We start from the raw sequence: 23,528 nt of genomic DNA, 5'->3' as shown, positions 1-23,528 counted from the left end.
CTTTGTTACTGATTTTGCGCTTTTGTAGCATTTTGAGGGTAGATAAAATTCATTACCAATGGAAAACTGGTTGCCGACTAATAAGACACTCGATACCCACAAATAGTTCCAAAATTTTTTAGTGTTCTATTTCTGGCAGTGGCAGGTGTCTAAATAACACCAATGAGGGTAATAATAATGAAACGCAATATTCTTGCAGTGGTAATTCCAGCTCTGTTGGCTGCTGGTACAGCAAACGCGGCTGAAATTTTTAACAAAGACGGCAATAAACTGGATCTGTACGGTAAAGTAGACGTTCGTCACCAAATCGCTGATAAAAGAAGCGGTGAAGACGGTGATGCTTCTTATGCACGTATCGGCATCAAAGGCGAAACTCAGATCAATGATCAACTGACTGGTTTTGGTCGTTGGGAATACAATCTGAAAGCTCACACTGAAGAAGGCAAACAAGAAACCTCTACCCGTCTGGCTTTCGCTGGTTTGAAATTCGCTAACTACGGTTCACTGGATTACGGCCGTAACTACGGCGTAAACTATGACATCACCGCATGGACTGACGTACTGCCAATCTTCGGTGGCGACTCCATGGCTAAAACTGATAACTACATGACTAGCCGTGCTACTGGTCTGTTGACTTACCGCAACACTGATTTCTTCGGTCTGGTTGACGGTCTGAACTTTGCTCTGCAATACCAAGGCCAAAACAGCGAGAGCACCAAAAATAAACGTAGTGGCGCTACAGCAAATGGCGATGGCTACGGTTTGGCGACTACTTATAACGTAGGTTACGGTATCACTGTTGGTGCTTCTTACGCTAACTCTACTCGCGCAAATGGTCAGTGGAATGATACCTATGCTAAAGGCAAACGTGCTGAAGCATGGAACATCGGTGCTAAATACGATGCTAACAATGTATACCTGGCAGCAATGTACGGCGAAACCCGTAACATGACCTCTGGTTCAGCGTTGTTTGATGGCACTAAAGCGGAAGGTATTGCTAATAAAACTCAGAATATCGAATTGGTTGCACAATACCTGTTCTCTGATTTCGGTCTGAAACCATCTCTGGCTTATGTTCAGTCTAAAGGCAAAGAGCTGGGTGAAGGTGAAAAACACTACAGCGCTGATCTGGTTAAATATGTTTCTGTAGGTACTTACTACTACTTTAACAAAAACCTGTCTACTTATGTTGATTACAAAATCAACCTGCTGGACAAAAACGAAGGAACAGATACAGGCGCTCGTAACGTATTCGGTGTTGGCCTGACTTATCAGTTCTAATTACTGTTGATAAACTGTTTAGCGAAAAACTAATCAGTCTATCTCAGAAAAGCAGCGCTTCGGCGCTGCTTTTTACGTTTTACTTCTTTGTTTTTTCAGGCTCTTTTTTTCACTTCGTAAACTACTTCACAAGATTTTATTCTTTTTGCTACAAGTGGTTGGCAAATGGATCCCTTAAGGTTACCCTGAGCGGCGTATAACTTATTTTGGGCTTAACTCTCCGAGTCTTGGAATCAAAAAAATGTTTGAAAAAATCACAGCAGCACCTGCCGACCCGATTCTTGGTTTAGCGGATAGCTTTAAAGCAGATCCCCGTGAAAATAAAATTAACTTGGGTATCGGCGTCTACAAAGATGAAACAGGTAAAACCCCTGTTCTGACTACCGTTAAAAAAGCAGAGAAGTTCCTGCTGGAAAACGAAACCACCAAAAATTATCTGGCAATTAGTGGGTTACCTGAATTTGGTCGTGTTACTCAGGAACTGCTTTTCGGTAAAACCAGCCCTATCATCACTGACAAACGCGCCCGTACTGTACAAAGCCCAGGCGGAACCGGCGCATTACGTATTGCGGCTGACTTTATCGCTAAACAGACCAATGCAACACGTGTTTGGATCAGCAATCCAACTTGGCCAAACCATAAAGGCGTTTTCTTCAGTGCTGGCTTGGAGATCTGCGAATACAACTATTACGATGCAGAAAATCATGCCTTGGATTTCGATGGTATGCTGGCAAGCTTATCTGAAGCACAAGCAGGTGATGTTGTTCTTCTGCATGGTTGTTGCCATAACCCAACTGGCATCGACCCAACTGCTGAACAGTGGCAGAAACTGGCAGATTTATCTGCTGCAAATGGCTGGTTGCCCGTATTCGACTTTGCTTACCAAGGTTTTGCCAAAGGATTGGATGAAGATGCCGAAGGTCTGCGTATCTTTACCAGAAACCACAAAGAGTTAATCGTTGCCAGCTCTTATTCCAAAAACTTTGGTTTGTACAATGAACGTGTTGGTGCTTGCACTATCGTTGCAACGGACAGCGATACCGCAGAGAAAGCATTCAGCCAGGCAAAATCTATTGTGCGTACCAACTACTCCAACCCACCGGCACACGGTGCTTCCGTTGTTACCACCATTTTGTCCAATGATGAACTGAAAGCTGAGTGGGTTCAGGAATTGGCAACAATGCGCGAACGCATTCAGCGTATGCGCCAACTATTTGTAAACACCTTACAAGAAAAAGGTGCGAAACAAGACTTTAGTTTTATTAGCGCTCAAAATGGTATGTTCTCATTCAGCGGATTGACTAAAGAACAAGTCGATCGCCTGCGTGAAGAGTATGGTATTTACGCGGTTAGCTCTGGCCGTATCAACGTAGCGGGTCTGACATTGGAGAATATGGTTCCTCTGTGTGAAGCTATCGTTGCAATACTTTAATCTCATCTGAGTTTCTCAAAAGCCGCTGACAAAGCGGCTTTTATCTTCTTCACATTATCTTACGGCAAGAAAAACGTTTGCGATTAATCCTGTAAGAATGGATTGGTTTTCCGCTCATATCCTAATGTTGACATTGGACCGTGACCGGGTATGAATTGATATTCGTCCCCCAATGGCAATACTTTTTCCTTAATAGATTGAATCAATACATCATAATTTCCGCCCGGAAAATCCGTGCGGCCAATACTGCCCTTAAACAATACATCTCCCATTGAAATGATTTTATCAGTGTGGTTAGCAAGGATAATATGTCCCGGTGTATGCCCTGGGCAGTGCAAAACGGATAACTCAATACTGCCAATTTTTAGTGTATCCCCTTCATCTAGCCAACGATCTGGAGTAAAAGAGGGGCATGGTTCAACACCAAACATTTGGCATTGAATTTCCAAGCCTTCTATCCAAAAAGCATCTCCCTTATGTGGCCCGTAAACAGGCACCCCAAAATGCTTCGCGACTTCGACAGTAGCACCTACATGATCATAGTGACCATGTGTCAGCAAAATTTGGGTGATTTTCAACCCACGGCGCTCTATCTCAGCGATAAGTTGTTCAGCATTACCGCCAGGATCAACAATCGCCGCTTCCTGAGTTTCTTCACACCAAATCAATGTGCAATTTTGCATCGCCATCGTAACGGGGATAATGTGGTATTTCATTATATTGTTTCACTCCACAATCAAGACTCATTGTTGGTAATAAGATTACCACGTCCTGACCGGGCCTGTATCAATATGAATAAAATTACTCTTTGGATAAAACCCTACCCCTCCTGCCCGCATTTTCAGTGCCACCTTACGAATATGTGCGAGCTGAACACCATCAATGTGGAAATCCATTGCTTGCCCACGGGTATGGTAACTATGTTTTGCCACCCCACCACTGGCATGACGCAACATATTATTTGTCGCCAGGGAACGATAACCAGAAATTAATTGGACAGGCTTATTTATTCCCATCATCATTTGCAATAAATAAATTTGATCAAATAATTTGGGGTCAATGGTTTTAACCTTATTTTGCCGAAAATCGCGGAATAGATAATTCAGGCGGGCTAATTCTGATTTATTATACCGATAACCATCAGAGAATTCGGCTTTGAGTGTTTCTCCGGTATGCAGATTATCAAAACGTAAAAATCGAGGACATGGCGTTGTTAATGCAGCCAAAACCGATTGAGGTAATAAACTTAATCCCAATGAGGCCACACTTATACCGAGCCACTTTCGGCGATCGTGGTCAATGTTATTCATGATATGCCCTGCTATTCTTTAATATATTAATACTGTCTAAATGAATTTATAACTCAACTTAATCAACTAATAAGACATCAGAAAATAAAAAATAGTTTCAAGTATTTTTGTATTTTACTGTAAATTTACCGCTTTATTATTGTGATCTACTTAACATAATTAAAATCATATTAAAATTGTAATCAATAACAAAACAGCTCATTAAGAGCAAGTCATAGTAAAAAACACTTTTTAAAATAATGAGTAATAGAAGATAACAGAGAAGAAAACATTATTTCCTTCTCTGTTTACAATATAGATATCAACGCCAATTTTATTTCTTTGAGTCTTAATTAGTAACGGAAGAAATTATAAATCGTTTCTGGCTACCAAGATCTTGGAAAATGACTCTGAATGCTGCCTTGCATTCACATCATAATCATAGATATCATCTCGGTATTGTGGTTTCCCTCCCTCATCAATCCATGCTGTTTGGTAATAGAGGAACACAGGAATTCTTTTGGGAATATTGACATATTTTGTTGACCATGTTTTCAATGAACTATTAACTTTAGTTTTATCCCAACCTGCGTTTCCCAACAGCATATTAGCCAATTCAGGCGCCTTATTGACACGTACGCAACCAGAACTAATAGCCCGCATTTCCCGGCTGAAAGAAGCCTGATTAGGTGTATCATGCAAATAAATAGCTTCTGAATTTGGCATATTGAATTTAAAACGCCCCAATGAATTAGTGGGGCCTGGTGCTTGCCTAATACGATAAGGGAAATTATTCGGTGTTATTACGCTCCAGTTAATCGATGAAGGATCGATAACTTTGGCGTCATTGCTCCAACTGGAAAATACCGTATAACCACGCGTACGAAAATAACTTGAGTCACGCATCGCTCTTGGTGCAATATCTTTTCGAGTCATGCTGGTGGGTACATTCCACGGAGGATTAATCACCACATTATTTAATTCACTACTCATAATAGGTGTTTTTCGGCTGGGCCGTCCAACAACGACTTTAGAACTCAATACTTCTTTGCCATCTAAATAATAGAAAAGTGAGTAATTAGGAATATTAACTAAAATACCTGTAGGAATATCCCTGGGAATAATCCGTAATCGTTGGATATTCAATGCCATAATTCGAGCACGGGTTTGTGGGGTCGTATTTAACCATGCTTTAGTGGATTTACCGATAACTCCATCGGCTGACAATCCGTGCTGGGCTTGAAAATTTTTTACAGCCGCTGTTAATTCTTTATCATATATCCTATTACCGGATTTGGCAGCAGATAAATCCAATATCCCTGAAAGAGCCAATATTTTCCTTAATGCAATAACACTTTCACTACTTTGTCCTGGCCTTAAAGTTCCTTTAAATGAAAACTCTGTCCATGGCCGTTGATCAGCTAATTGTGCCAACATCTCCTTACGCATATTTTCATACATAGGATGATTCGGTGATAAACTCGTAATATAAAAAAAAGCACTATCATTATTGATATGCTGTTGCCATGTATCAATTAAATGAGATGAGGGTAATTCAATCTTATAAGGAGATTTACTATATAACCATGAACTCCCTTTCTTATCAACATTATTAATAAAATGGAGATAACCTAACATAGCATCAGATAAGATAATATCACGCCCCATTTCACTTAATTCAGGATTATGAAGTTGTATCAACCATTTTTCAAATTGAGGTTGAAAACCAGCTAGCGACATTTCAACTAATTGATCTTCAAATTGCTTAATAGTTTTTTTATCTGACCACAATGATTGCATTTTATTGTTAGCATATAAATTTGCCAAACGATCAAGGAATATCGGTTTTACTTGTTGTGGCAACCAATTTTGTAACTGTTTTCGATTTTCATCAATAGAATTCACCGGAGAAACAGGAATTATCTTATCAATTAAAATAACAGAACCTTCTTTTTTTTGCTCTGTTAGTAATTGTTGCATACCACTTGATGACAGTCCATTTTGTTGATTTGCAAAAGTTCCTTCTGATACCGCCAATGTGCTACAGATAAAAGAAACTTTCAGTAACCTGACCGTGTTCTTCACCATAAGAGCCCACCTCACCTTATTATGTATGCAGCTATCCAATGACTTATTATAATTATTAACAGACCTATTTTATCAGAAAAGGATACTGCTAATTATATACATAATTACTACTTAAGATAGGGAGCTTACTCAAGCAGATTTTCTCTTACCAGGAAAAATGAAATATTCTTCATAATAATTTAAATTATAATGGCTTAAAAAAAGGAAAAGGCACCTTTAGTGCCTTTAATCAGAGTATATTGTGTTGAATTTTAAGATTAATACTCAGAATTAATGACAACTTCTTCTCCAAACCGACCCGCTTTAGGCAGGGGCTGATAAGAAGAATTTGATGCTCTCAAGATACGAATACCACGGATATTCAATGCACGAGCAGCGGCAATATCAGTATCTGCATCGCCATAATAAATCTTCAATTTATGCTCTCTCATCCAACTGATTTTGTTATTTTTACCTGGTTCATCACCCGCGAAAATAACGGCATTCATTTTATCGGCTGGAATATGTAAATCTTCCTGTAAGTATTTGGTCACCGTTTCTGTTTTAGTTGTTGTACGAGCAGTAATGAAATAAATATCATCGCCCCGCTTCAAATGCATCTGAACCAATTCAATACCGATCTTTTTTGGCATACTGAATTTATCCCATTCATTATTCATTTTTTCCCAAAATGCCGGGTTTTTCAGATAACTATTGTCATTAGGCGAGTACTCCAATTTACCACGATAAAAACCTGGACTTGAAAACAGTACGGTATCATCGATATCAAAACCTACCGCCATTGCGGGTTGGTTTTGCAGACTTCGTTTGATCTGCGCTACAGATACCCAATGCACAGCATGACGTTGAGCCAAATCTGCCGCAGAAACGCCTGAATCAACTTGCTCAGGCATAAACATTTTTGCTTGTGCCATGCTGTTCAAACCAAAAGCGAACACAATCGCACTGAACATCAGTGTTGCTTTACGCATTGTCATTCCTTATTCACATTAGTAGTAACGGTACGAAATAGTAAACTGTATCATCACATCAAAACGAGACATACCGCACAAGGAGACAAATATCCAAATGGGTTCTATCTCAATTAAGAAAGGGACATAATGTGCCCCTTTCTTAGAGAAAGATCATTCAATGATGAAGTTATTCTTGCAATATAGGCTGTGTTTGTGTTTGTGACTGCCCAGTCACCGGAATATCTTGCCCAAAACCACGCAGCCCAACAACATGTACATGTTCTTGGTTATTGAAAATCTTACGTACCAGTTTATACGTTGTCCCTTTTTCGGGGCTGATATTTTCCGGCGCAGCGATAATTAACTGCATATGTAAGCGTTCACATAACTCAAACAGCGTTGCAATGGATTTCGCATCTAATCGGGCAGCTTCATCAAGGAACAGCAGTCGGCATGGGGAAATATCTTTACCACGCAGACGACGTGATTCCTCTTCCCAGCTCTGTACAACCATGACCAGAATGGACATCCCCGTACCAATCGCTTCCCCGGTAGAAAGTGCCCCACTTTCCGCTTTTAGCCAGCCATCCGAACCTCGGTTAACTTCAACTTCCAGCTCAAGGTAATTGCGGTAATCCAGCAACTCTTCACCAATGGTTTGAGGCAGACGCTGCCCTATATCGATTTGTGGGTTAAGGCGCTGATAAAGCTTCGCCATCGCTTCTGAGAAGGTCAGGCGCTGGCTGTTGAACAGATCCTGATGCTGTTCCTGCTGCTCAGAAAGCACATCCAACAAGAGGGAATGACTTTCACGCACATTTACATTCAAGCGCACACCACCAACCTGCCCAAAAGAAACTGCCTGCAACCCTTGGTTCAGCATACGAATGCGGTTCTGTTCACGTTGAATGGTTTTGCGAATGATATTCGCCACACTTTTGGAACTGATCGCCAGTTTCTGCTCACGAGCGGTTAATTCTTCCGTCAAGCGCCCCAATTCAATTTCCATCTGTTCAATGGCATCGACCGGATCATCCGTACGAATAATATCCTGCCGGATACGTTCACGCAGATGCTGGTAAACCGCCACGAAAAATTGGATCTTACGCTCAGGACGCTTCGGATCTTCGGATAAACGCAACGCATCGCGTAGGTGTTCATTATCGGCCACAGCCAGACGCAATGCCCCCAGCGCCTTATCCGACATTGAACGCAGCTCATCACCATCCATATAAGCCAGTTCGCGACGATGTAAGCGACGTTCAACACCATTGTCTTTCACCATACGCATAACTGCACACCAGCCTGCCTTAGAAGAGGCTACTTGTTCACGCTTCTGGTAATAATCCCGCTCAGATTTACGCAGTTTTTTCTGGAGGTTTTCCATTTCTGCCTCACAGAACGCGATCTGTTTCTCAAGCTGATTAATGCGGGAACGGTTAGCATTCACAGCGGCGTGAAGCTGATCACGGCGTTCACGGGCACGATTTTCGGCGTTGGCATCTGCCTGGACACCGATATCTTTCAACTCCTGCTCAAGTTCTTTCAACATATCTTGCTTAGTGTCATAAGAACTTTTCAGTGATGCCAATACTTGATTGAATTGTGCACATTGTGCTTGCTGCTGACGCAATTGCTCACGCGCACGGCTACGATCAGATTCTGCGTGTTCAAGGCGTTGGCGCAATTTGTCGTTCAGGTCGGCATTTTCGTTAAGCATACCTGCAGAGTCGCTATAGCTGAAATGCGCACGACGTTGCACAACTTCCGTCAAGGCAAAGGCTTGTTGTTTAGCCTTATTCTGGCTGTGTTTCGCGGCCTCATAATCCTTCTGCAACTGCTCATATTGCTGTGGATCACTTTGCAAGACCGAAACCAATGGTTCAAGTTTAACCAAAGCATTACCGTGTTGTTGCAGGAAACGCGCAGCTTCCTGAGCCTCACTCATTTCTTCACGGACCGTTTCCACGCGATCAAGCACGGTTTCATCCAACAAAATCGTCATTTGTGGAATCAGGCGATTCAATAGTGACAGGCTCTCTTTCACCTGAACCAGTTTCTGCTGATGCTGCTGAGCCTGGGTTTCAAATTGCGATAACTCACGCTCCAATTCGGTACGACGCTGACTCAGGCGACGAATTTCTGCTTCTGGATCATCATCAAACGCAACAGAAAGGTGTTTACCCACAAAACGGCTGAAAGCCTGGTGCGCACGCTGCACTTTCTGCACATCAAACGAAAGTGTCGCGTAACGCTCTGCCAGCGTATCACGCTCAAGACTGAGTGCTTCCAGACGACTTTCTCTTGCTGCCCGTCCAAATAGCGGAACTTCAGGATAACGGGAATAACGCCATTGGCGATCGGATGATTTCACCAGAACTGCGTTTTCCTGCTCTTCAAAATCGAATACGCTATCGTCAAAAGACTGTGGATCGCCCTCAATTAAATAGAGATCTTCCGGGCAATCTTCCAATGCTTCCAGATGTGGACGAACCAGTGAAAGATCAGGCACGACAATTGCGTGACGCGCGGGGCCATACAGGGCGGAGAAATAAGGCGCGTCATCAATGGTAATGTCGTCATAAATCTCAGACAACAAAACACCACCAAAACGCTCTGCCAATGCAAGCAATCGGCTATCTTCGGCACCACTGGGTTGGTTCAGACGCTCAATCTGTTTTTCCAGTTCACGTTTCTGTGCAGCAATATCATCGCGCTCAACCGTAATTTCACGCTCTTGTTCAAGCAATTGCTGCATATATTCAGTCACATCGTGACTACTTTCGAATGTTTCATTGCATTGTTCACTAAGCTGATCCAAGGCTTCCTGTGCCGCCAACCACACTGGTGCCCGTGCTGTCAGCCCTTGAATTTTTTGCTTGAGTTGTTCAAATTCCTGACGTATTTGAATACGACGTTCACCGCTTTCATTGGCACCCAGGCTCAATTCTTCCAACTGAGCTTCCAGTTCACCCCGTAACGCCTCCAAGTCTTCTGCCTGATATTGCTGGTTATGACGCTTACAGAACTCTTCCAGCAAACGTTCTGCATTTTGCTGACTGTTCAGGCGTTGTTCTAGCTCAGCCAACTGGATACGCAAAGGTTGGACGCGCTCAGCCAGATGACGCTGGGATGACCATTCACGCAATGCTTCACGAGCGACTTGCCATGCTTCACTACGGCTCACTTCACTAACGATGCTTTTTACCAGTTGGTAAGCCTGCTCAAACTGGCTATGCGCTGCGTCAGCGACGCTCAATTTCTGTTCCAGTGCCAGCAGCGTCTCTGTCGCTTGTTGCGCTTTGGCCTGATAGTTTTCCTGCCACCCACCGGCATTTTCTATCGACAGATCAGGAAGCTGGCAAAATTCACGGGCACGCGCCAACGCTTGCAATGCTTGCTGATATTGAATAGCGCGAGTTTGCTGTACGTCCAAAGCTTGTTGATAGTCAGCAAGCTGGCTTTTCAGTTCATCAACTTCTTGTTCTGCTGCTTCAAATGTGGCTTCATATTCCGTCTGAAGATCTCTCGCCTCTTCGACAACTTCACCCTGTTCTTCCAGTCGGTAGGTCAGCTCTTCAATATCCGATTGGTAGCGATCGATTTTTTCCTGCTGACGCATTGCCGTTTGAACCAGGTTCAGGTGATCACTGGCAGCCTGATAATCCATTTCTAAATCAGAAGATGCACCGCTTTGTTCTGCCAGTTCTCTCGCCATTTCAACATGGCGATATTGTTCAGCGATCAGTTGACGACGGCTGCCAAATAGTTCACTGCGCAAAGCCAGTGCTTCATCCAGATGAACGCGGCGTTCGTTGGCATGACGCATATAGTCAGCAGACACATAGGCTGTAGCTTCTGTGATAAGGTGCTTGAAAAGATCACGGTCGGATTGGGTAACACGGATAGCTTCCAGCGTAATGCGGTTTTCACGCAATGCGGCTTCCATATCCTGAAATGCTTTTCTGACGCCACTGTTTTCCGGTAACAAGTAATCACGCAATGAACGGGTAATCGCACTGGAAATTCCGCCATATAATGACGCTTCTATCAGGCGATAAAACTTGCTGCGGTCACTCGCTGAACGCAAACGTTTTGGGATCACGCCCAAATCAAACATCAGGGCGTGGTAATCGGTAATCGAGTTAAATTGTTTGAACTGAACGCCTTCCATCTCATCAAGGCGTTCCTTTAGTTCATTTAACGGCAGAACCCGCGCCTGACGTTCGTTGATATTGTCAGTCAATAACTGCGTTGGCTGAATCGACGCAGGAACTCCCTGAATCATAAATGGTTTAATATCAACTTTTCGATCACGTCCTGCCACTTGTTGTAAACGGACTCCGGTGATGATGCGTTGATGGCGAGAATTAACAACATCCAGCGTAGAATAGCAAACACCTGCCCGCAACTTACCGTGCAACCCTTTATCGCGTGAACCCGAAGTTGCTCCCGCTTCTGTCGTATTACGGAAATGGAGCAATGTTAAATCAGGGATTAATGCGGTCACAAAAGCCGCCATTGTAGTTGATTTACCTGCCCCGTTACCGCCGGATAAGGTCGTCACAAGTTCGTCAAGATCAAACGTTCTGGCAAAAAAACCGTTCCAATTAATTAACGTCAGTGAGCGAAATTTACCACGTTCAATCATGACTGCTCATCCTCCGCACCTTCTGCTGAATGCCCCGATGCTTCTTCATGTTCATTATCTTCCTGCGATGTTTCGCCTTCTACTGGCATGGCCTCCCCATCACGGATCATCCGTAATTGTGCCTCGCGTGGATCATCACCGCTGCGTACATCTGCACCGAAGCGAAATACCGCTTCGGTAATCGTAAATTTATTGCTGTCGTTTTGCAGGAAATAAACCATACCCAGACGGCGTAAACGGTTTAAGGCAGTGCGCGCTTTTTCCTGCAATTTCTGTTTGTCCAGATCTGAACCAGTCGAACGTTGGTTCACTAATTTCACTAGCTTATTTTCATCTGCCAATGACAGTAATTCTTCGTACAATTCCTGAAAGGTAAATATTCCCTGATTGGACAGGCGCTCTGGGCTAAGGTAGAGGTAGCACAAAATTTTACCCACCATCATATCCAATTCAGACAGCACAGATCGCGGGATCAGTGTCGACGAACGGGGGCGCAGGTAGAAAAAACCTTCTGGTGCACGGATTAACTCGACGTTATAACGCGCATAAAACGTTTCCAATTCTTCCTGAAAGTCCATCAAAAAAGCATGATTATCAAGATCATCCAGACTAATATGACGCCCGGATCGCAGTTGGCTGTCTAATTCAGGGAAAAGTGTATTGGATAATGCCTGAGCCAGTTTCACTGGCATAAATTGTTCAATATGTGTCGATGACATGTGCCTGTACCTTGGCTCCGAAATCATTAATCGCTAACCATTCCGCTGGCAAACCAGAGAAATCCGCTTCTGCAACGCCCAACCTTACTGCTTGATCCACCAAGATACGTGCCACATCAAAATGGCGTTTACGTGGATACTGGACAAGGTAGTCGCGCAGTACAGCCCCCAAATCCAGAGGAAGTTTTGCCTGTTGGTAAACCGCCAGCGTCTGCTCTACCATTTCAGCTAATTGTTCATTGATTTCACTAAACTCTTCGTATTCCATTTCTGGCGGTAATTCTCCCATTACCTCTTCATTGCGCAGAGTCAGTTCTTCGTCACGCATATCCAGAAAACGTTCTGCATTAGCGACAGTCAGTGCCCACGGGCTGTCAAAATAGTGTTGAATGGATTGACGAAGGCGCTGGGCAAAAATGCGATTTTTATCCATATCAATGGCGGTTCGGATAAATTTGTGAACGTGGCGGTCATAACCTATCCACAGATCAATGGTTTGTTGCCCCCAACTAATAATGCGATCCAATTTGCTTTGTAAGTCAAAAACCAGTCTATCCACCAATTCAGAGCCGCCGCCGTCCATATTCGCGGCCTGGATACGTAATAGATTAGCCTGCAATTTATCGCCCGCAGCTTCTAACGTATCCTGAAGTTCTCGTAGTGTGCCGGAGGTTTCAGACAGCAGTTGTTCGCAATTAGCGATAGCGGCCTGCCAATCCTGATTGAGCAGTGCAGCAATATCGGTTTTTACGCTGTTTTGCTGTTCATCCATCAAGCGCTGGGACATATCGATGCTGTCGAAAATTTCAGCTACAGAATATTTGAGAGGGGCAAAAACATTGCGGTGCCAATGTAATTCATCACCACCTTCTTCGGCTGCCTCTGCCGCTCGGTGCAATTCGTTAGCAACGATGGATAACTGCATAGAAAGACGCAACGTGGAGAATTCACGCTGGCGTATATAATAATCACTGATACCAATTCCCAACGGAGTCAGGCGATAAATGGCATTGCCATCCGCCAATTCACTGGTAAAACGGTTAAGTAACTTCTGGCGAACCATATCGTTAATGGCATTATTCGCCCTGACAGATACCGCTTCCGAAGTCTGCTCAAAACCTTTACACACTTCACGAAAGGCATCCACCAGCTCCCCTTCACTCATTTCACCATCAAGCCGTTCACTGTTTAATACGGCAATAGCCAGCAGAAAAGCCAAGCGTTCTGGTGGCAACGAAATTGAAAAATCATTTTTTCTGGCCCAGGACACAAGTTCAGGAACCGTCTGGGAATATTCACTCATAATTCGCTCTTTAAGGTAGGCTTGCGCGCCATCACATGAATATAACGCCCCAGGCTAATATAGGGCTCCTGCCTGCAATAACGCTGTTCAAGTTCAAGCAACGCTGGAAAATCTGTGTCTTGTAATTGACGACTTTGCAGGTAATCGTGAAAAACTCTCACGCCTGTTTTACCTGTTATTTCCATCTTAAGTTCAGCTAGCCATTGATATACCTGTTCCGGTATTAATGGATTTTGTGGCGATAGAGAACGTTTCCGACGACGCTGGATATTAGGTGTCGCCAAATGAAAGTTACCCAAGATGGCGTTACGCATGACCAGCCCATTAGCATTATAAAACATTAATGAAAGTGCACCACCAGGCGTTATTATCTCTTTCAATGTTTCTATTGCCTCTTTTTGGTCGGTGATCCACTCCAATACAGCATGAAATAAAATCAGATCAACGGGCTGTTCAATATGCTGGTGAATTTCCTGTACCGGGCTTTGGATAAATTGCATCTGATCGAGAACACCCCGCTCTTCGGCGTTATGTTCCGCTCTCTGGATCATCTCTTTTGAGAGATCACAAAGTATGATCTGATGTCCCAATTCAGCCAACTGGCAAGCCATATTACCTTCACCTCCCCCCGCATCTAAAATGCGCAAAGGACGTTGAGGTAAATGATTCAGCAATTCGTTAATATCCTGCCAGACAACGGCCTGCCTGATTTTACCTTTGGTTGTGCCGTAAATATTACGCGAAAATTTGTCTGCAATATCATCGAAATTGCGATCCCGCATGAAAAGCCGCCCCACTTATAAGCTAAGTTTAATTTATCTATTGAGTAGTTATGCTATCTACCGCTATTTTTACTACTATTATTTTGGCACAATAACCATTTAATTAACTACTTTTAGCCTTAAATTCGCCATTGCGCGATTGTAATTTAACCAACCCAAGGCCAATCAATGTTATTTTTGCTAAAAAAATATATCGGCTCACTATTAATGCCCTTACCGCTGATTATTATCGTCTCTTTTGTAGCCCTGTTATTACTATGGTTCACCCGCTGGCAAAAAACAGGGAAAACCATTTTATCATTCAGTTGGTTGGCATTACTTTTATTTAGTTTACAGCCTATCGCGGATAAACTCTTACTCCCTGTCGAAGGAAAATATGTTCAGCGCTATGAACCAGACACAACACCTATAACTCCCGTAAAATATATTGTGGTTCTTGGAGGCGGTTTTACTTATAACCCCCAATGGGCTCCCAGCGCTAACCTTATCAATAATAGCTTGCCCAGAGTGACGGAAGGGATTCGGTTATATCATCTCAATCCTGGTGCTAAAATGATTTTTACTGGTGGTAAAGGCGTAAATGCCATTAGTAGTGCCAAAATTGCTGCTATGGTAGCACAATCTCTGGGAATTCCTGTAGAAGACACCATAGCATTAAAAAAACCCTTGGATACAGAAGAAGAAGCGGCTGAAGTTGAAAAAGTCGTCGGACAACAACCTTTCATTCTTGTCACTTCTGCCAATCATATGGAAAGATCTCTCAAGTTTTTTGCACAACGAGGTCTGCATCCAATTGCAGGCCCTGCCAATCAGTTGGCTGTCACAACGCCTTTATATTTGTGGGAAAAATATCTTCCTTCTTCCTACTATCTATCACACACTGAGCGTGCCTGGTATGAGACATTAGGGCGCATCTGGCAGGCTATTAAACCTGTAAGTCAGGATATGAGCATTGAAAGCTCAGAGGAGCTTCAGCAAAAAGCTAATGAGAAATAACACCAGCATTGGAAGTGAAACGTAATGAAAAGAGAATGCGGTATTAACGTTACCGCATTCTCTTTTAAATCATACCCAATAGATCGTCATATCAGACAAGAAAATCAGAGCGTAGCAAAAACTTTTCTGACGGTTTCCAGATCTTCTGGTGTATCAACACCTGCACCAGGCGCTTGCAATGCTTTTGCAACATGAATTTTTTCACCGTACCAAAGCACCCTTAATTGTTCGAGCATTTCGATACTTTCCAATGGACTTGGTTCCCACTGAATATAGCGTCGAATAAACCCTGCCCGATACGCATAAATTCCAATATGGCGCAGGAAGTGGTCCCCAATAGTCTCTGTTGATTGCACAAAACGATCACGCTCCCACGGGATAGTTGCGCGAGAAAAATAGAGGGCATAACCTTGCGAATCCATTACAACTTTGACAGCATTAGGATTAAATGCCTCTTCCGCATCTTGGATCTGCACGGCAAGCGTTGCCATCCCTGCATTACTGCTAGCCAAATTATCAGCCACCTGCTTGATGATCTGTTCAGGGATAAGAGGTTCATCACCCTGAACATTCACAATAATTTCATCATCAGCAAATTGGTATTTATCGATAACCTCAGCCAAACGCTCTGTACCTGAATGGTGACTTTCGCGTGTCATGCAAGCCTCACCGCCTACGGCAGTCACTGCATCAAAAACTTCTTGATTATCTGTCGCCACAATAACCCGATCAGCACCAGAACGGACAGCCCGTTCCATTACACGCAAAACCATCGGTTTACCATGAATATCAGCCAATGGTTTTCCAGGTAAACGGGTTGAGGAAAAACGGGCCGGAATGATAACGGTAAACATGGGTTATTGATTTTCCTCTGTAGGCAAGACACGTGCTTCATTCTCTAACAACACAGGGATGCCATCACGGAAGGGAAAAGCGAGACGATCAAACTTGCAAATCAGTTCAAAGTTTTCTTTATCATAACTGAGCTTGCCGTGACATAGCGGACAAGCAATGATTTCGAGTAAACGGTGATCCATATATCCCCCAAGTAACGGGTCCTAAATTTGATGTGGCTCAGAATACCACAAGCAATGTATCACCGTTAACTTTGTTGCTTTGTTTAATTTCTCTTATTTTTTAGTATGGTGAGAATAGTCCAATATTATTGGCGAGTATTTAATTCTGGAAGTAAGTTACAGATATCATCCAATACCTTTTGCCCTTTTTCCTCTGGAAATTCAGCGTGTACAGGTAAATACCACCAGTTAGGTTGCGCAAATTGGAAACATTTAACCGCATCTTTTTCTGTCATCAATAAATTTTGATCACTATTTGCCAGAGCCAATAATTGAGATTTTTCGTACGCCTGATGATCAGCAAAAGCGTGTGTTTTCTGTAAATTAGCCCCTAATTGCTGCAATGTTGCAAAAAAACGCGGGGGATGACCAATCCCAGCCATCGCAATGCCATTGGGAATATCAGTGACTTTTCGTGTTTCCCCAGTCAGCAAATTAACTACCAAATTGCCTTTGAGGGTCATGGGTAATTCACCGGCTTCTGGTATTCCACCATTAACGATGATGGTATTAACACTATTCAAGCGTCCTGCCAATTCTCTCATAGGACCGGCAGGCAACCAGCAACCATTGCCAAAACGACGAGCTCCATCAATCACTACAATCTCATAATCTCGCTGCAAAGCATAATGCTGGAGGCCATCGTCAGTAATTATGATATCCACTGGAGTATGTGCCAATAATGCCTGAATGGCTTCGGCTCGCTTTGGTGCCACCGCAACAGGTGCACCAGTACGACGACGAATTAAAACAGGTTCGTCTCCCGCTTGTGCCGTCGCCACTTCATCGGTAAGGAGTAGCGGGTAATGTTCCGACTTCCCGCCATAACCACGCGAAACAACACCAACCTGATAGCCTTTTTGCTGCAACTGTTCAACCAGCCAAATGACAACCGGAGTTTTACCATTTCCTCCTGCCGTCAAATTACCAACAACAACAACAGGCACCGGTGCTTTCCAGGAGCGACTCAATCCTAGTTTATAACTTAAACGACGCAAGCTGCTTACCAGCCCATAAAGGGCTGATAATGGTAATAATATGATGTAAAGCCATGAGCGGCCTGACCATATGCGTTCAATCATTGGCCAAATTGCATCCTATGTAGCTGCGCATATGCACCATCATGTTGCAACAGAGTCGCATGATTACCCCTTTCTATGATATTTCCATCTTCAATAACGATAATTTCATCGGCATTTTCAATAGTAGAAAGACGGTGAGCGATGACCAATGAAGTTCTGTTTTTCTGTAATTCATCTAATGCAGCCTGAATTGCACGTTCAGATTCCGTATCCAATGCAGAAGTTGCTTCATCCAAAATTAAGATCGGAGAATCACGCAATAAAGCACGAGCAATTGCAATACGTTGACGCTGTCCCCCAGAGAGCAAGACGCCATTTTCACCAATCATGGTATCAAGTCCGTTATCTAACTTTTTGATAAAGTCCATTGCATAAGCCATTTCTGCCGCCCGTTCTATCTCTTCACGGCTAAAGCATCCTTCGCTGGCGTAAGCAATGTTATTGGCAACCGTATCATTAAATAGATGGACATTTTGCGATACCAACGCGATTTGGTTACGCAGTGAAGCCAGGGTATATTCACGCAGGTCATGACCGTCTAAGACTATCTCACCTTCATTTATGTCATAAAAACGCGTCAGGAGATTGGCAATTGTCGATTTACCTGATCCTGAGCGCCCAACCAATGCAATCGTCTTTCCCGCTGGGATCGTCATTGAAATATTTTTCAATGCCGGATGATCCTTGGTTGGATAACAGAAAGTAACATTACGGAATTCAATGTTGCCTTTTGCTTTTTTGATTTCCAATTTACCTTCGTCTTTTTCCTGCTCCATATCCAGGATAGTAAATAAGGTCTGGCATGCAGCCATACCCCGTTGGAATTGGGCATTAACGTTAGTCAGAGATTTCAATGGACGCATTAAGGCAATCATAGATGAAAACACAACAGTGATTTTCCCTGCGGTTAAGGCGCCCATAATTTCAGGGAAACTGGCCGCATACAGGATAAATGCCAGTGCAAAAGAAGCAATAATCTGGATAATCGGATCTGAAATGGAATCAGCAGAAACCATCTTCATACCCTGCTGGCGCATATGATTGCTGACTTTGTTAAAGCGTTCAGTTTCAACTTTTTGACCACCAAAAATTAAAACTTCTTTATGCCCTTTCAGCATCTGTTCAGCACTGGTTGTCACCATCCCCATGCTGCTCTGCATATTTTTACTGATATTACGAAAACGCACGGAAACAAGACGAATAACCCCCGCAACTATCGGCGCAATTACAATCAAAATAAGGGAGAGTTCCCAACTGTAATAGAACATCAGTATAAACAGGCCAATAATTGATGCCCCTTCCCTAACAACTGTCACTAATGCACCGGAAGAAGAAGAAGCAACCTGTTCTGAATCGTATGTAATACGGGAAAGCAAGGTTCCCGTGGATTGCTGGTCAAAGAAAGAAACAGGCATTCCCATCATATGATTGAACAGACGCCGACGCATCTGCATGACCACTTTGCCTGATACCCAAGAGAGACAATAACTCGATACAAAACCAGATATGCCACGCAACAACATCAATCCGATAACAACCAGTGGCATCCACTTCAATACGCTAATGTCTGCCTTGCCAAAACCCTCATCAAGCAAAGGTTTCAACAAAGAAAGCATCAATGTATCACCGGCAGCATTAAGGACTAACGCAACCGCCGAGACCATCAGGCCGATTTTAAAAGGGGTGATGATCGGCCACAATCGGCGAAAGGTCTGCCAGGTAGAAAGGTCTTTATCATTCATTATTGAGTTACCAAAACCAAAAGAAATAGCGAATCATTCTACTCATGATCGCCACGAATACCAAACCACTGATGATACCATCGTGATACTATTTGTTGTCGATAACCTTTTAATTTAATGTCATCGCGATAAAAATAGCCGGTTATCTGACCAGAAACTGCTGTGCTATGCCACTCAATGTCAGCATTTTTATAGCGTTGTTTCACTTTCACAGAAGGCAGTCTCCACGGGCTATAGCGAGCCACTGAAGCCAAAGCATATTGAGGCATAACTCTGCGTATAAATAATATTATTGTTAAAATAAACATAAAAAACATTATGTTACAACAAAAAATACAATAAATATTATTAATAATGACACGATTATGTACAAACTAAAAAAGCGCTCAATACAGACTATAGCAATGAATTTCACGCTCATTAAATAAGGGGAATGAAGAGTTCAAGGAAGACGCCCGCCATCACTAAAGGCCGGAAATCCCTATAGTTAGCTAACTCCTTGATTTTTCCGAGGCCGTCACTTTGACACAACCATTGCGGAAATCCCAATGGTTAATTTATGTGCTGGACAAACGTTATAAATTCATTGTGTTTCAATGTGTTACTTGGACATAACGGTCTGGACAAAACGACTTAACCCCTTGTTTCTAGCTCACTCTTTTGTGCGCACCTCTTAATGAGTTGTGCAAATTTTGCGAGTAACCATCAGTTACGCACAAAGTCATTTGCGACTGACCAACTGTCAGTCACACCCAAAGTCCGATTATCGGATATTGGATTTTGCATACCGATATTATCGGCGCTCAAATTATAAGCAGACGCCAAATCTGGCGTCTGATTAAATATCAATGGGTTATCACTTAAATAGGCTTTCAAATCCCAATTGGCGCGATCAGCCAAAAATTTGTCCGATTGGAACTGTGCCAAAGTGAGGACTACGGATAAATCAAGGAGTTAAGTTAAAGGGGACAATTCTCCCCTTTAAACTCTAAGTCTTATCAGTCAGCCATAGGCAAATAGATTTTATTAATGTCCCACCAACCATTCCATGCCATCCTAATCAGAAGTTCTCTCCAGTATTGATGAACCAATTTTATTGATGTTCACCGGCGGAGAAGTATCCCGCCTTCATGTTATTTAGCAATCTGCATTGTTGATGAAATGAGGGAATGAATATGCAAGATAAAAAGCCTGATGTATCGACACAACAATCATGGGAAGACTTTGGTTACACCGCTTTACCTGTTGGTGTTCCTGTTCCTTGGCCGTCAGAAATTCCACCGGATGGCTGGCTTAAATGTAATGGTGAAGAATTTGATACAATAAAATATCCAAAACTTGCCCTTGCTTATCCATCTGGTGTGCTACCCGATTTAAGAGGTGAATTTATTCGGGGCTGGGATGATGAGCGTGGCGTGGATTCTGATCGCAATGTTTTATCTTGGCAGGAAGGTTCTTATTTGGTGCAAGATGTTAATGATAAGACTGACACTGTAGTTAATTTCTCACTCGATGAGCGTTCTGCGCTAAAATGGGATCCCCCCAGTAGTAACGTACAAGTGCGCGCAAAGGCAGTAACAGGGGCAAGTTGGGAATGGAACACAGATAGTGCCCACATTGGCGTTAGTCGCCCCCGCAACATAGCATTCAATTATATAGTGAGAGCGGCTTAGTGCTGAGCTAACAATTTAACCCGCAACTTTCTGCGGGTTAATATCAATCACAGAAATCACCTATCAATAATATCACCCACTAACACAGTATTAGTTTGAAATATATTTTTTATCACATTTCGATAAATTAGCTCCCTTTCCACTTCACAGATTAGGAATATTCTGATCATATATTAAGTAAACTTAATTAATATAAAGGCAATGCAAAGGGAGTTAATAACTAATCCTATGATTTTTATGAATAATAACCTTTATGTAATATATGGATGAGATACGGTAATTTGTGCTTCGTCTTATAGACTTACAATAAAAATTAAGCTAACTTATTGCGCCTTGTGGGGTATAGAATAACAAATGACAACCACTGTATATGATTGCGACAATATGGTCGTAGCCTGTGATACCCGCTGGTCAGTAGATCTTCCTTTAAATGATGGTAAGCATATATTACTCGTTGATAATACTGGATTTAACAAAATAACTTACCGCAAAGGAGGCGTTTTAGTCTGTGCCGGAGACGGTCCGACTATCGCCAAGATGAAGGAATGGTGGTTTGCTGAACACCTTGATGCAGAAGCGCTGCCGGATCTTGAGCATAATGGATATTTCAAAGTATCTATACTAATGATTTCAAGTAACGGTGATAGGCTATTTGATGCTGGCCCTAAAAAAGCTATTCGTAATGAAGAAAATCAACTTCTTCACGCTATCTTTTCTGGGAGTGGTACAGATCATGCCGTCAAATTTTTTACACATTGTGGTTGTGCGAAGTCTTCAGTGGAAGGAGCCATTCTTCTTGATCCGCGTACCGGTGGAGAAGTCAAGTTTTACGAGCTTAAAACAGGCAAAAATAACCTTGACGATGAAACCATGAACTATAATAGTATCATTGAGTCTATGATATCAAAGGGGGTGCTTATGAAAGCAACTGATATGTACATTGCTAATTCTGGTGATGCGGAAGCTGTAGACTGGAAAAATCATCCTCAAGCAAACGATATTGCCAATTGGTTAGCTAATGGCTCTGTGAAAGCGTATGCGCCCACAGGCGGTAAAGACATCGAGTGGTCCGAAGAAAAAAATAATAAAATCAAACAAGCAGCAAGGAAAATTGCTGAACTAGAAAAGACCATGAATAACTAATCATCGACTCATGACTAAGCCCTCCAATGAGGGCTTTTATATCAACAGATTACTCACCTACCTCTGCCTCCCCCTGCCCCAAATTCCACACCGAATCTGCTGGCATAAGGGGCGCGCAGCCCCTATATTATTTTGACTCAGATAATCTTTGTTGCTGATTCCAGATAGAATTCTCTGGCATCTGGACACGGACATCTAAGCGAGTACCTTCGGGAATGTCACAGGGTTCACCGTCCTGATAGTAAACCTTTTCCTCATCGACAATAGCTTTTATCCGCTTGTTCTGGAACCGTTCAGGCAAGTGCGAATGCTGACGGTGGAAGGTCTCAATCATGATACTGCCGTCCTTTTGTACCCTGTCATCAATGTAGATAAGTTCCAGCCCGTTGTTATTCTTCGGCGATGAGATACCGCCATGCACGCCCCATGCGCCATCAGCGTTATAGCCCAGAACGCCAGAGACCTGATAGTGACCGAGGCCGAGTTTGGTGACAATGGCACCCTCGGATTCGTCGTTGGTGATGAATGTGCCATCGGGGAAAATTTGGATGATGGGGGAAGCTTTTTTGATGAACCCCCCTTCGGCTACATATACATTACCATTCCATCCAAGCGCCAAAACATCACCGTGCACCCCTTTTCGAAATATAAAACCAGACCGGTCGATGACGCCCTCTTGAATAATTACATATCCATAATCACCTTGTGAGCCAAAATTCACATCCAGTCCACTATCGTGTTTGATGAGAAAATTACGCCAACCGTCGCCTTTAACCTCCACCCCGTCAAACGAGGCGGGTTGATTTTGGATAACCGCACCTTCTAATCCAATATTTCGCACAAACTCCGCTTTATTCGGAATATCCGCCCCGTTCTGGCGCTTATCCAGTTTCCCCTCCATTGCCGCCTGTAGTGCCCGTATCGATTGCAACGACACGGTTTGACCATTCGGCAAGGTCACGTTGATTGTCCCATTCTGTGACATCCATTTGTCCATGTTCTGGAGGAACAGGGTAATGTAGCTGGTGTTGGCTAAAATATGCCTGACCCCATCCGAAATGGAATTCGGAACGGTGGTCTGAATCTGGTATTTTACGTTATTCAGGGTAACGGGAATGGTATCGACCAATACCAGCTCGGTATCGGAGTTCACCGCCTGAATCATGTGGATTAAATTGTTGTTGTCTGACCGGATTAATATAATCTGTCCGGGTGCAACGCCGTTGATATTCGATTTAAATTGTGTACCCGTGCTGCGGACAATAGCCGAGCCGGACACGGTTGAAATTGTGCCGATTGAATAGTACATGATGAGGTT

20 protein-coding genes are annotated in these 23,528 nt (G+C 43.1%); 5 read left to right on the top strand and 15 right to left on the bottom strand.

All coding sequences use genetic code 11. The annotated features are described in order from the left end of the window. Positions 1-177: 177 nt before the first annotated feature. On the top strand, positions 178-1,281 hold the full coding sequence (locus tag BDE27_RS12025; protein WP_099133288.1) for a porin: 1,104 nt from the start codon (positions 178-180) through the stop codon (positions 1,279-1,281). Positions 1,282-1,522: 241 nt separating this feature from the next. Next, positions 1,523-2,713, top strand: coding sequence for an amino acid aminotransferase (locus tag BDE27_RS12020; RefSeq protein WP_099133286.1), 1,191 nt, complete (start codon positions 1,523-1,525; stop codon positions 2,711-2,713). Between the two features lie 83 nt (positions 2,714-2,796). Here the strand turns inward: BDE27_RS12020 and BDE27_RS12015 are convergent, their stop codons facing one another. The 8 genes from BDE27_RS12015 to cmoM form a co-directional block, all read right to left on the bottom strand. Continuing rightward, positions 2,797-3,429, bottom strand: a complete 633-nt coding sequence (locus BDE27_RS12015; RefSeq protein ID WP_099133284.1) for an MBL fold metallo-hydrolase — start codon at positions 3,427-3,429, stop codon at positions 2,797-2,799. 45 nt (positions 3,430-3,474) lie between these two features. Beyond that, positions 3,475-4,023, bottom strand: coding sequence for a peptidoglycan L,D-endopeptidase MepK (gene mepK, locus BDE27_RS12010; protein WP_099133282.1), 549 nt, complete (start codon positions 4,021-4,023; stop codon positions 3,475-3,477). 348 nt (positions 4,024-4,371) lie between these two features. Continuing rightward, a complete protein-coding gene (ldtD, locus tag BDE27_RS12005; protein ID WP_099133281.1) occupies positions 4,372-6,090 on the bottom strand; it encodes a L,D-transpeptidase in 1,719 nt (572 codons plus the stop codon). A gap of 257 nt (positions 6,091-6,347) precedes the next feature. Further along, positions 6,348-7,061 carry an acid phosphatase AphA gene (gene aphA / locus BDE27_RS12000; protein WP_099133279.1) on the bottom strand — a complete coding sequence of 238 codons (714 nt, stop codon included), beginning with the start codon at positions 7,059-7,061 and terminating at the stop codon, positions 6,348-6,350. A gap of 169 nt (positions 7,062-7,230) precedes the next feature. Next, positions 7,231-11,694, bottom strand: coding sequence for a chromosome partition protein MukB (gene mukB / locus BDE27_RS11995; protein WP_099133277.1), 4,464 nt, complete (start codon positions 11,692-11,694; stop codon positions 7,231-7,233). Beyond that, positions 11,691-12,413 (bottom strand): chromosome partition protein MukE, encoded by a 723-nt coding sequence (gene mukE, locus BDE27_RS11990; RefSeq protein ID WP_099133275.1) that lies wholly within the window; start codon positions 12,411-12,413, stop codon positions 11,691-11,693. Before mukE ends, mukB begins: the two co-directional genes overlap by 4 nt. Next, positions 12,394-13,716 carry a chromosome partition protein MukF gene (gene mukF, locus BDE27_RS11985; protein ID WP_099133273.1) on the bottom strand — a complete coding sequence of 441 codons (1,323 nt, stop codon included), beginning with the start codon at positions 13,714-13,716 and terminating at the stop codon, positions 12,394-12,396. Before mukF ends, mukE begins: the two co-directional genes overlap by 20 nt. Then, positions 13,713-14,498, bottom strand: a complete 786-nt coding sequence (gene cmoM / locus BDE27_RS11980; RefSeq protein ID WP_099133272.1) for a tRNA uridine 5-oxyacetic acid(34) methyltransferase CmoM — start codon at positions 14,496-14,498, stop codon at positions 13,713-13,715. Before cmoM ends, mukF begins: the two co-directional genes overlap by 4 nt. A 168-nt stretch (positions 14,499-14,666) precedes the next feature. Here cmoM and elyC point away from each other — a divergent pair, with 168 nt between their 5' ends. Further along, entirely contained in the window at positions 14,667-15,494 is an 828-nt protein-coding gene (gene elyC, locus BDE27_RS11975) for an envelope biogenesis factor ElyC (protein ID WP_099133270.1), read from the top strand. A gap of 104 nt (positions 15,495-15,598) precedes the next feature. On the opposite strand, the gene kdsB is transcribed toward elyC, so the two are convergent. From kdsB to BDE27_RS11945, 6 genes are all read right to left on the bottom strand, one after another. Continuing rightward, entirely contained in the window at positions 15,599-16,348 is a 750-nt protein-coding gene (kdsB, locus tag BDE27_RS11970) for a 3-deoxy-manno-octulosonate cytidylyltransferase (RefSeq protein ID WP_099133268.1), read from the bottom strand. A 3-nt stretch (positions 16,349-16,351) separates the two neighbouring features. Further along, complete coding sequence (locus tag BDE27_RS11965; protein WP_099133267.1) at positions 16,352-16,531, bottom strand: Trm112 family protein; 180 nt, start codon at positions 16,529-16,531, stop codon at positions 16,352-16,354. Positions 16,532-16,656: 125 nt separating this feature from the next. After that, positions 16,657-17,652, bottom strand: a complete 996-nt coding sequence (gene lpxK, locus BDE27_RS11960) for a tetraacyldisaccharide 4'-kinase (protein ID WP_099133265.1) — start codon at positions 17,650-17,652, stop codon at positions 16,657-16,659. Then, a complete protein-coding gene (msbA, locus tag BDE27_RS11955; RefSeq protein WP_099133263.1) occupies positions 17,649-19,397 on the bottom strand; it encodes a lipid A ABC transporter ATP-binding protein/permease MsbA in 1,749 nt (582 codons plus the stop codon). Before msbA ends, lpxK begins: the two co-directional genes overlap by 4 nt. 35 nt (positions 19,398-19,432) lie before the next feature. Then, positions 19,433-19,663: a hypothetical protein gene (locus BDE27_RS11950; RefSeq protein WP_244208775.1), complete on the bottom strand. Its 231-nt coding sequence runs from the start codon at positions 19,661-19,663 to the stop codon at positions 19,433-19,435. A gap of 436 nt (positions 19,664-20,099) precedes the next feature. Then, positions 20,100-20,294 carry a hypothetical protein gene (locus tag BDE27_RS11945; RefSeq protein WP_099133261.1) on the bottom strand — a complete coding sequence of 65 codons (195 nt, stop codon included), beginning with the start codon at positions 20,292-20,294 and terminating at the stop codon, positions 20,100-20,102. A 275-nt stretch (positions 20,295-20,569) separates the two neighbouring features. Here BDE27_RS11945 and BDE27_RS11940 point away from each other — a divergent pair, with 275 nt between their 5' ends. Next, a complete protein-coding gene (locus BDE27_RS11940; RefSeq protein ID WP_099133259.1) occupies positions 20,570-21,067 on the top strand; it encodes a phage tail protein in 498 nt (165 codons plus the stop codon). Positions 21,068-21,421: 354 nt separating this feature from the next. Further along, positions 21,422-22,210 carry a hypothetical protein gene (locus tag BDE27_RS11935; RefSeq protein WP_099134084.1) on the top strand — a complete coding sequence of 263 codons (789 nt, stop codon included), beginning with the start codon at positions 21,422-21,424 and terminating at the stop codon, positions 22,208-22,210. 127 nt (positions 22,211-22,337) lie between these two features. Here BDE27_RS11935 and BDE27_RS19980 read toward each other — a convergent pair whose 3' ends face one another. Further along, positions 22,338-23,519, bottom strand: coding sequence for a phage tail fiber protein (locus tag BDE27_RS19980; protein ID WP_244208774.1), 1,182 nt, complete (start codon positions 23,517-23,519; stop codon positions 22,338-22,340). Positions 23,520-23,528 lie beyond the last annotated feature (9 nt).

Origin of the sequence: Xenorhabdus ehlersii, from assembly GCF_003610465.1 — a bacterium.
GTDB lineage: Bacteria > Pseudomonadota > Gammaproteobacteria > Enterobacterales > Enterobacteriaceae > Xenorhabdus > Xenorhabdus ehlersii.
Note: the sequence above shows the minus strand (reverse complement) of the source record. Positions and strands in the feature narration are given on the sequence as shown.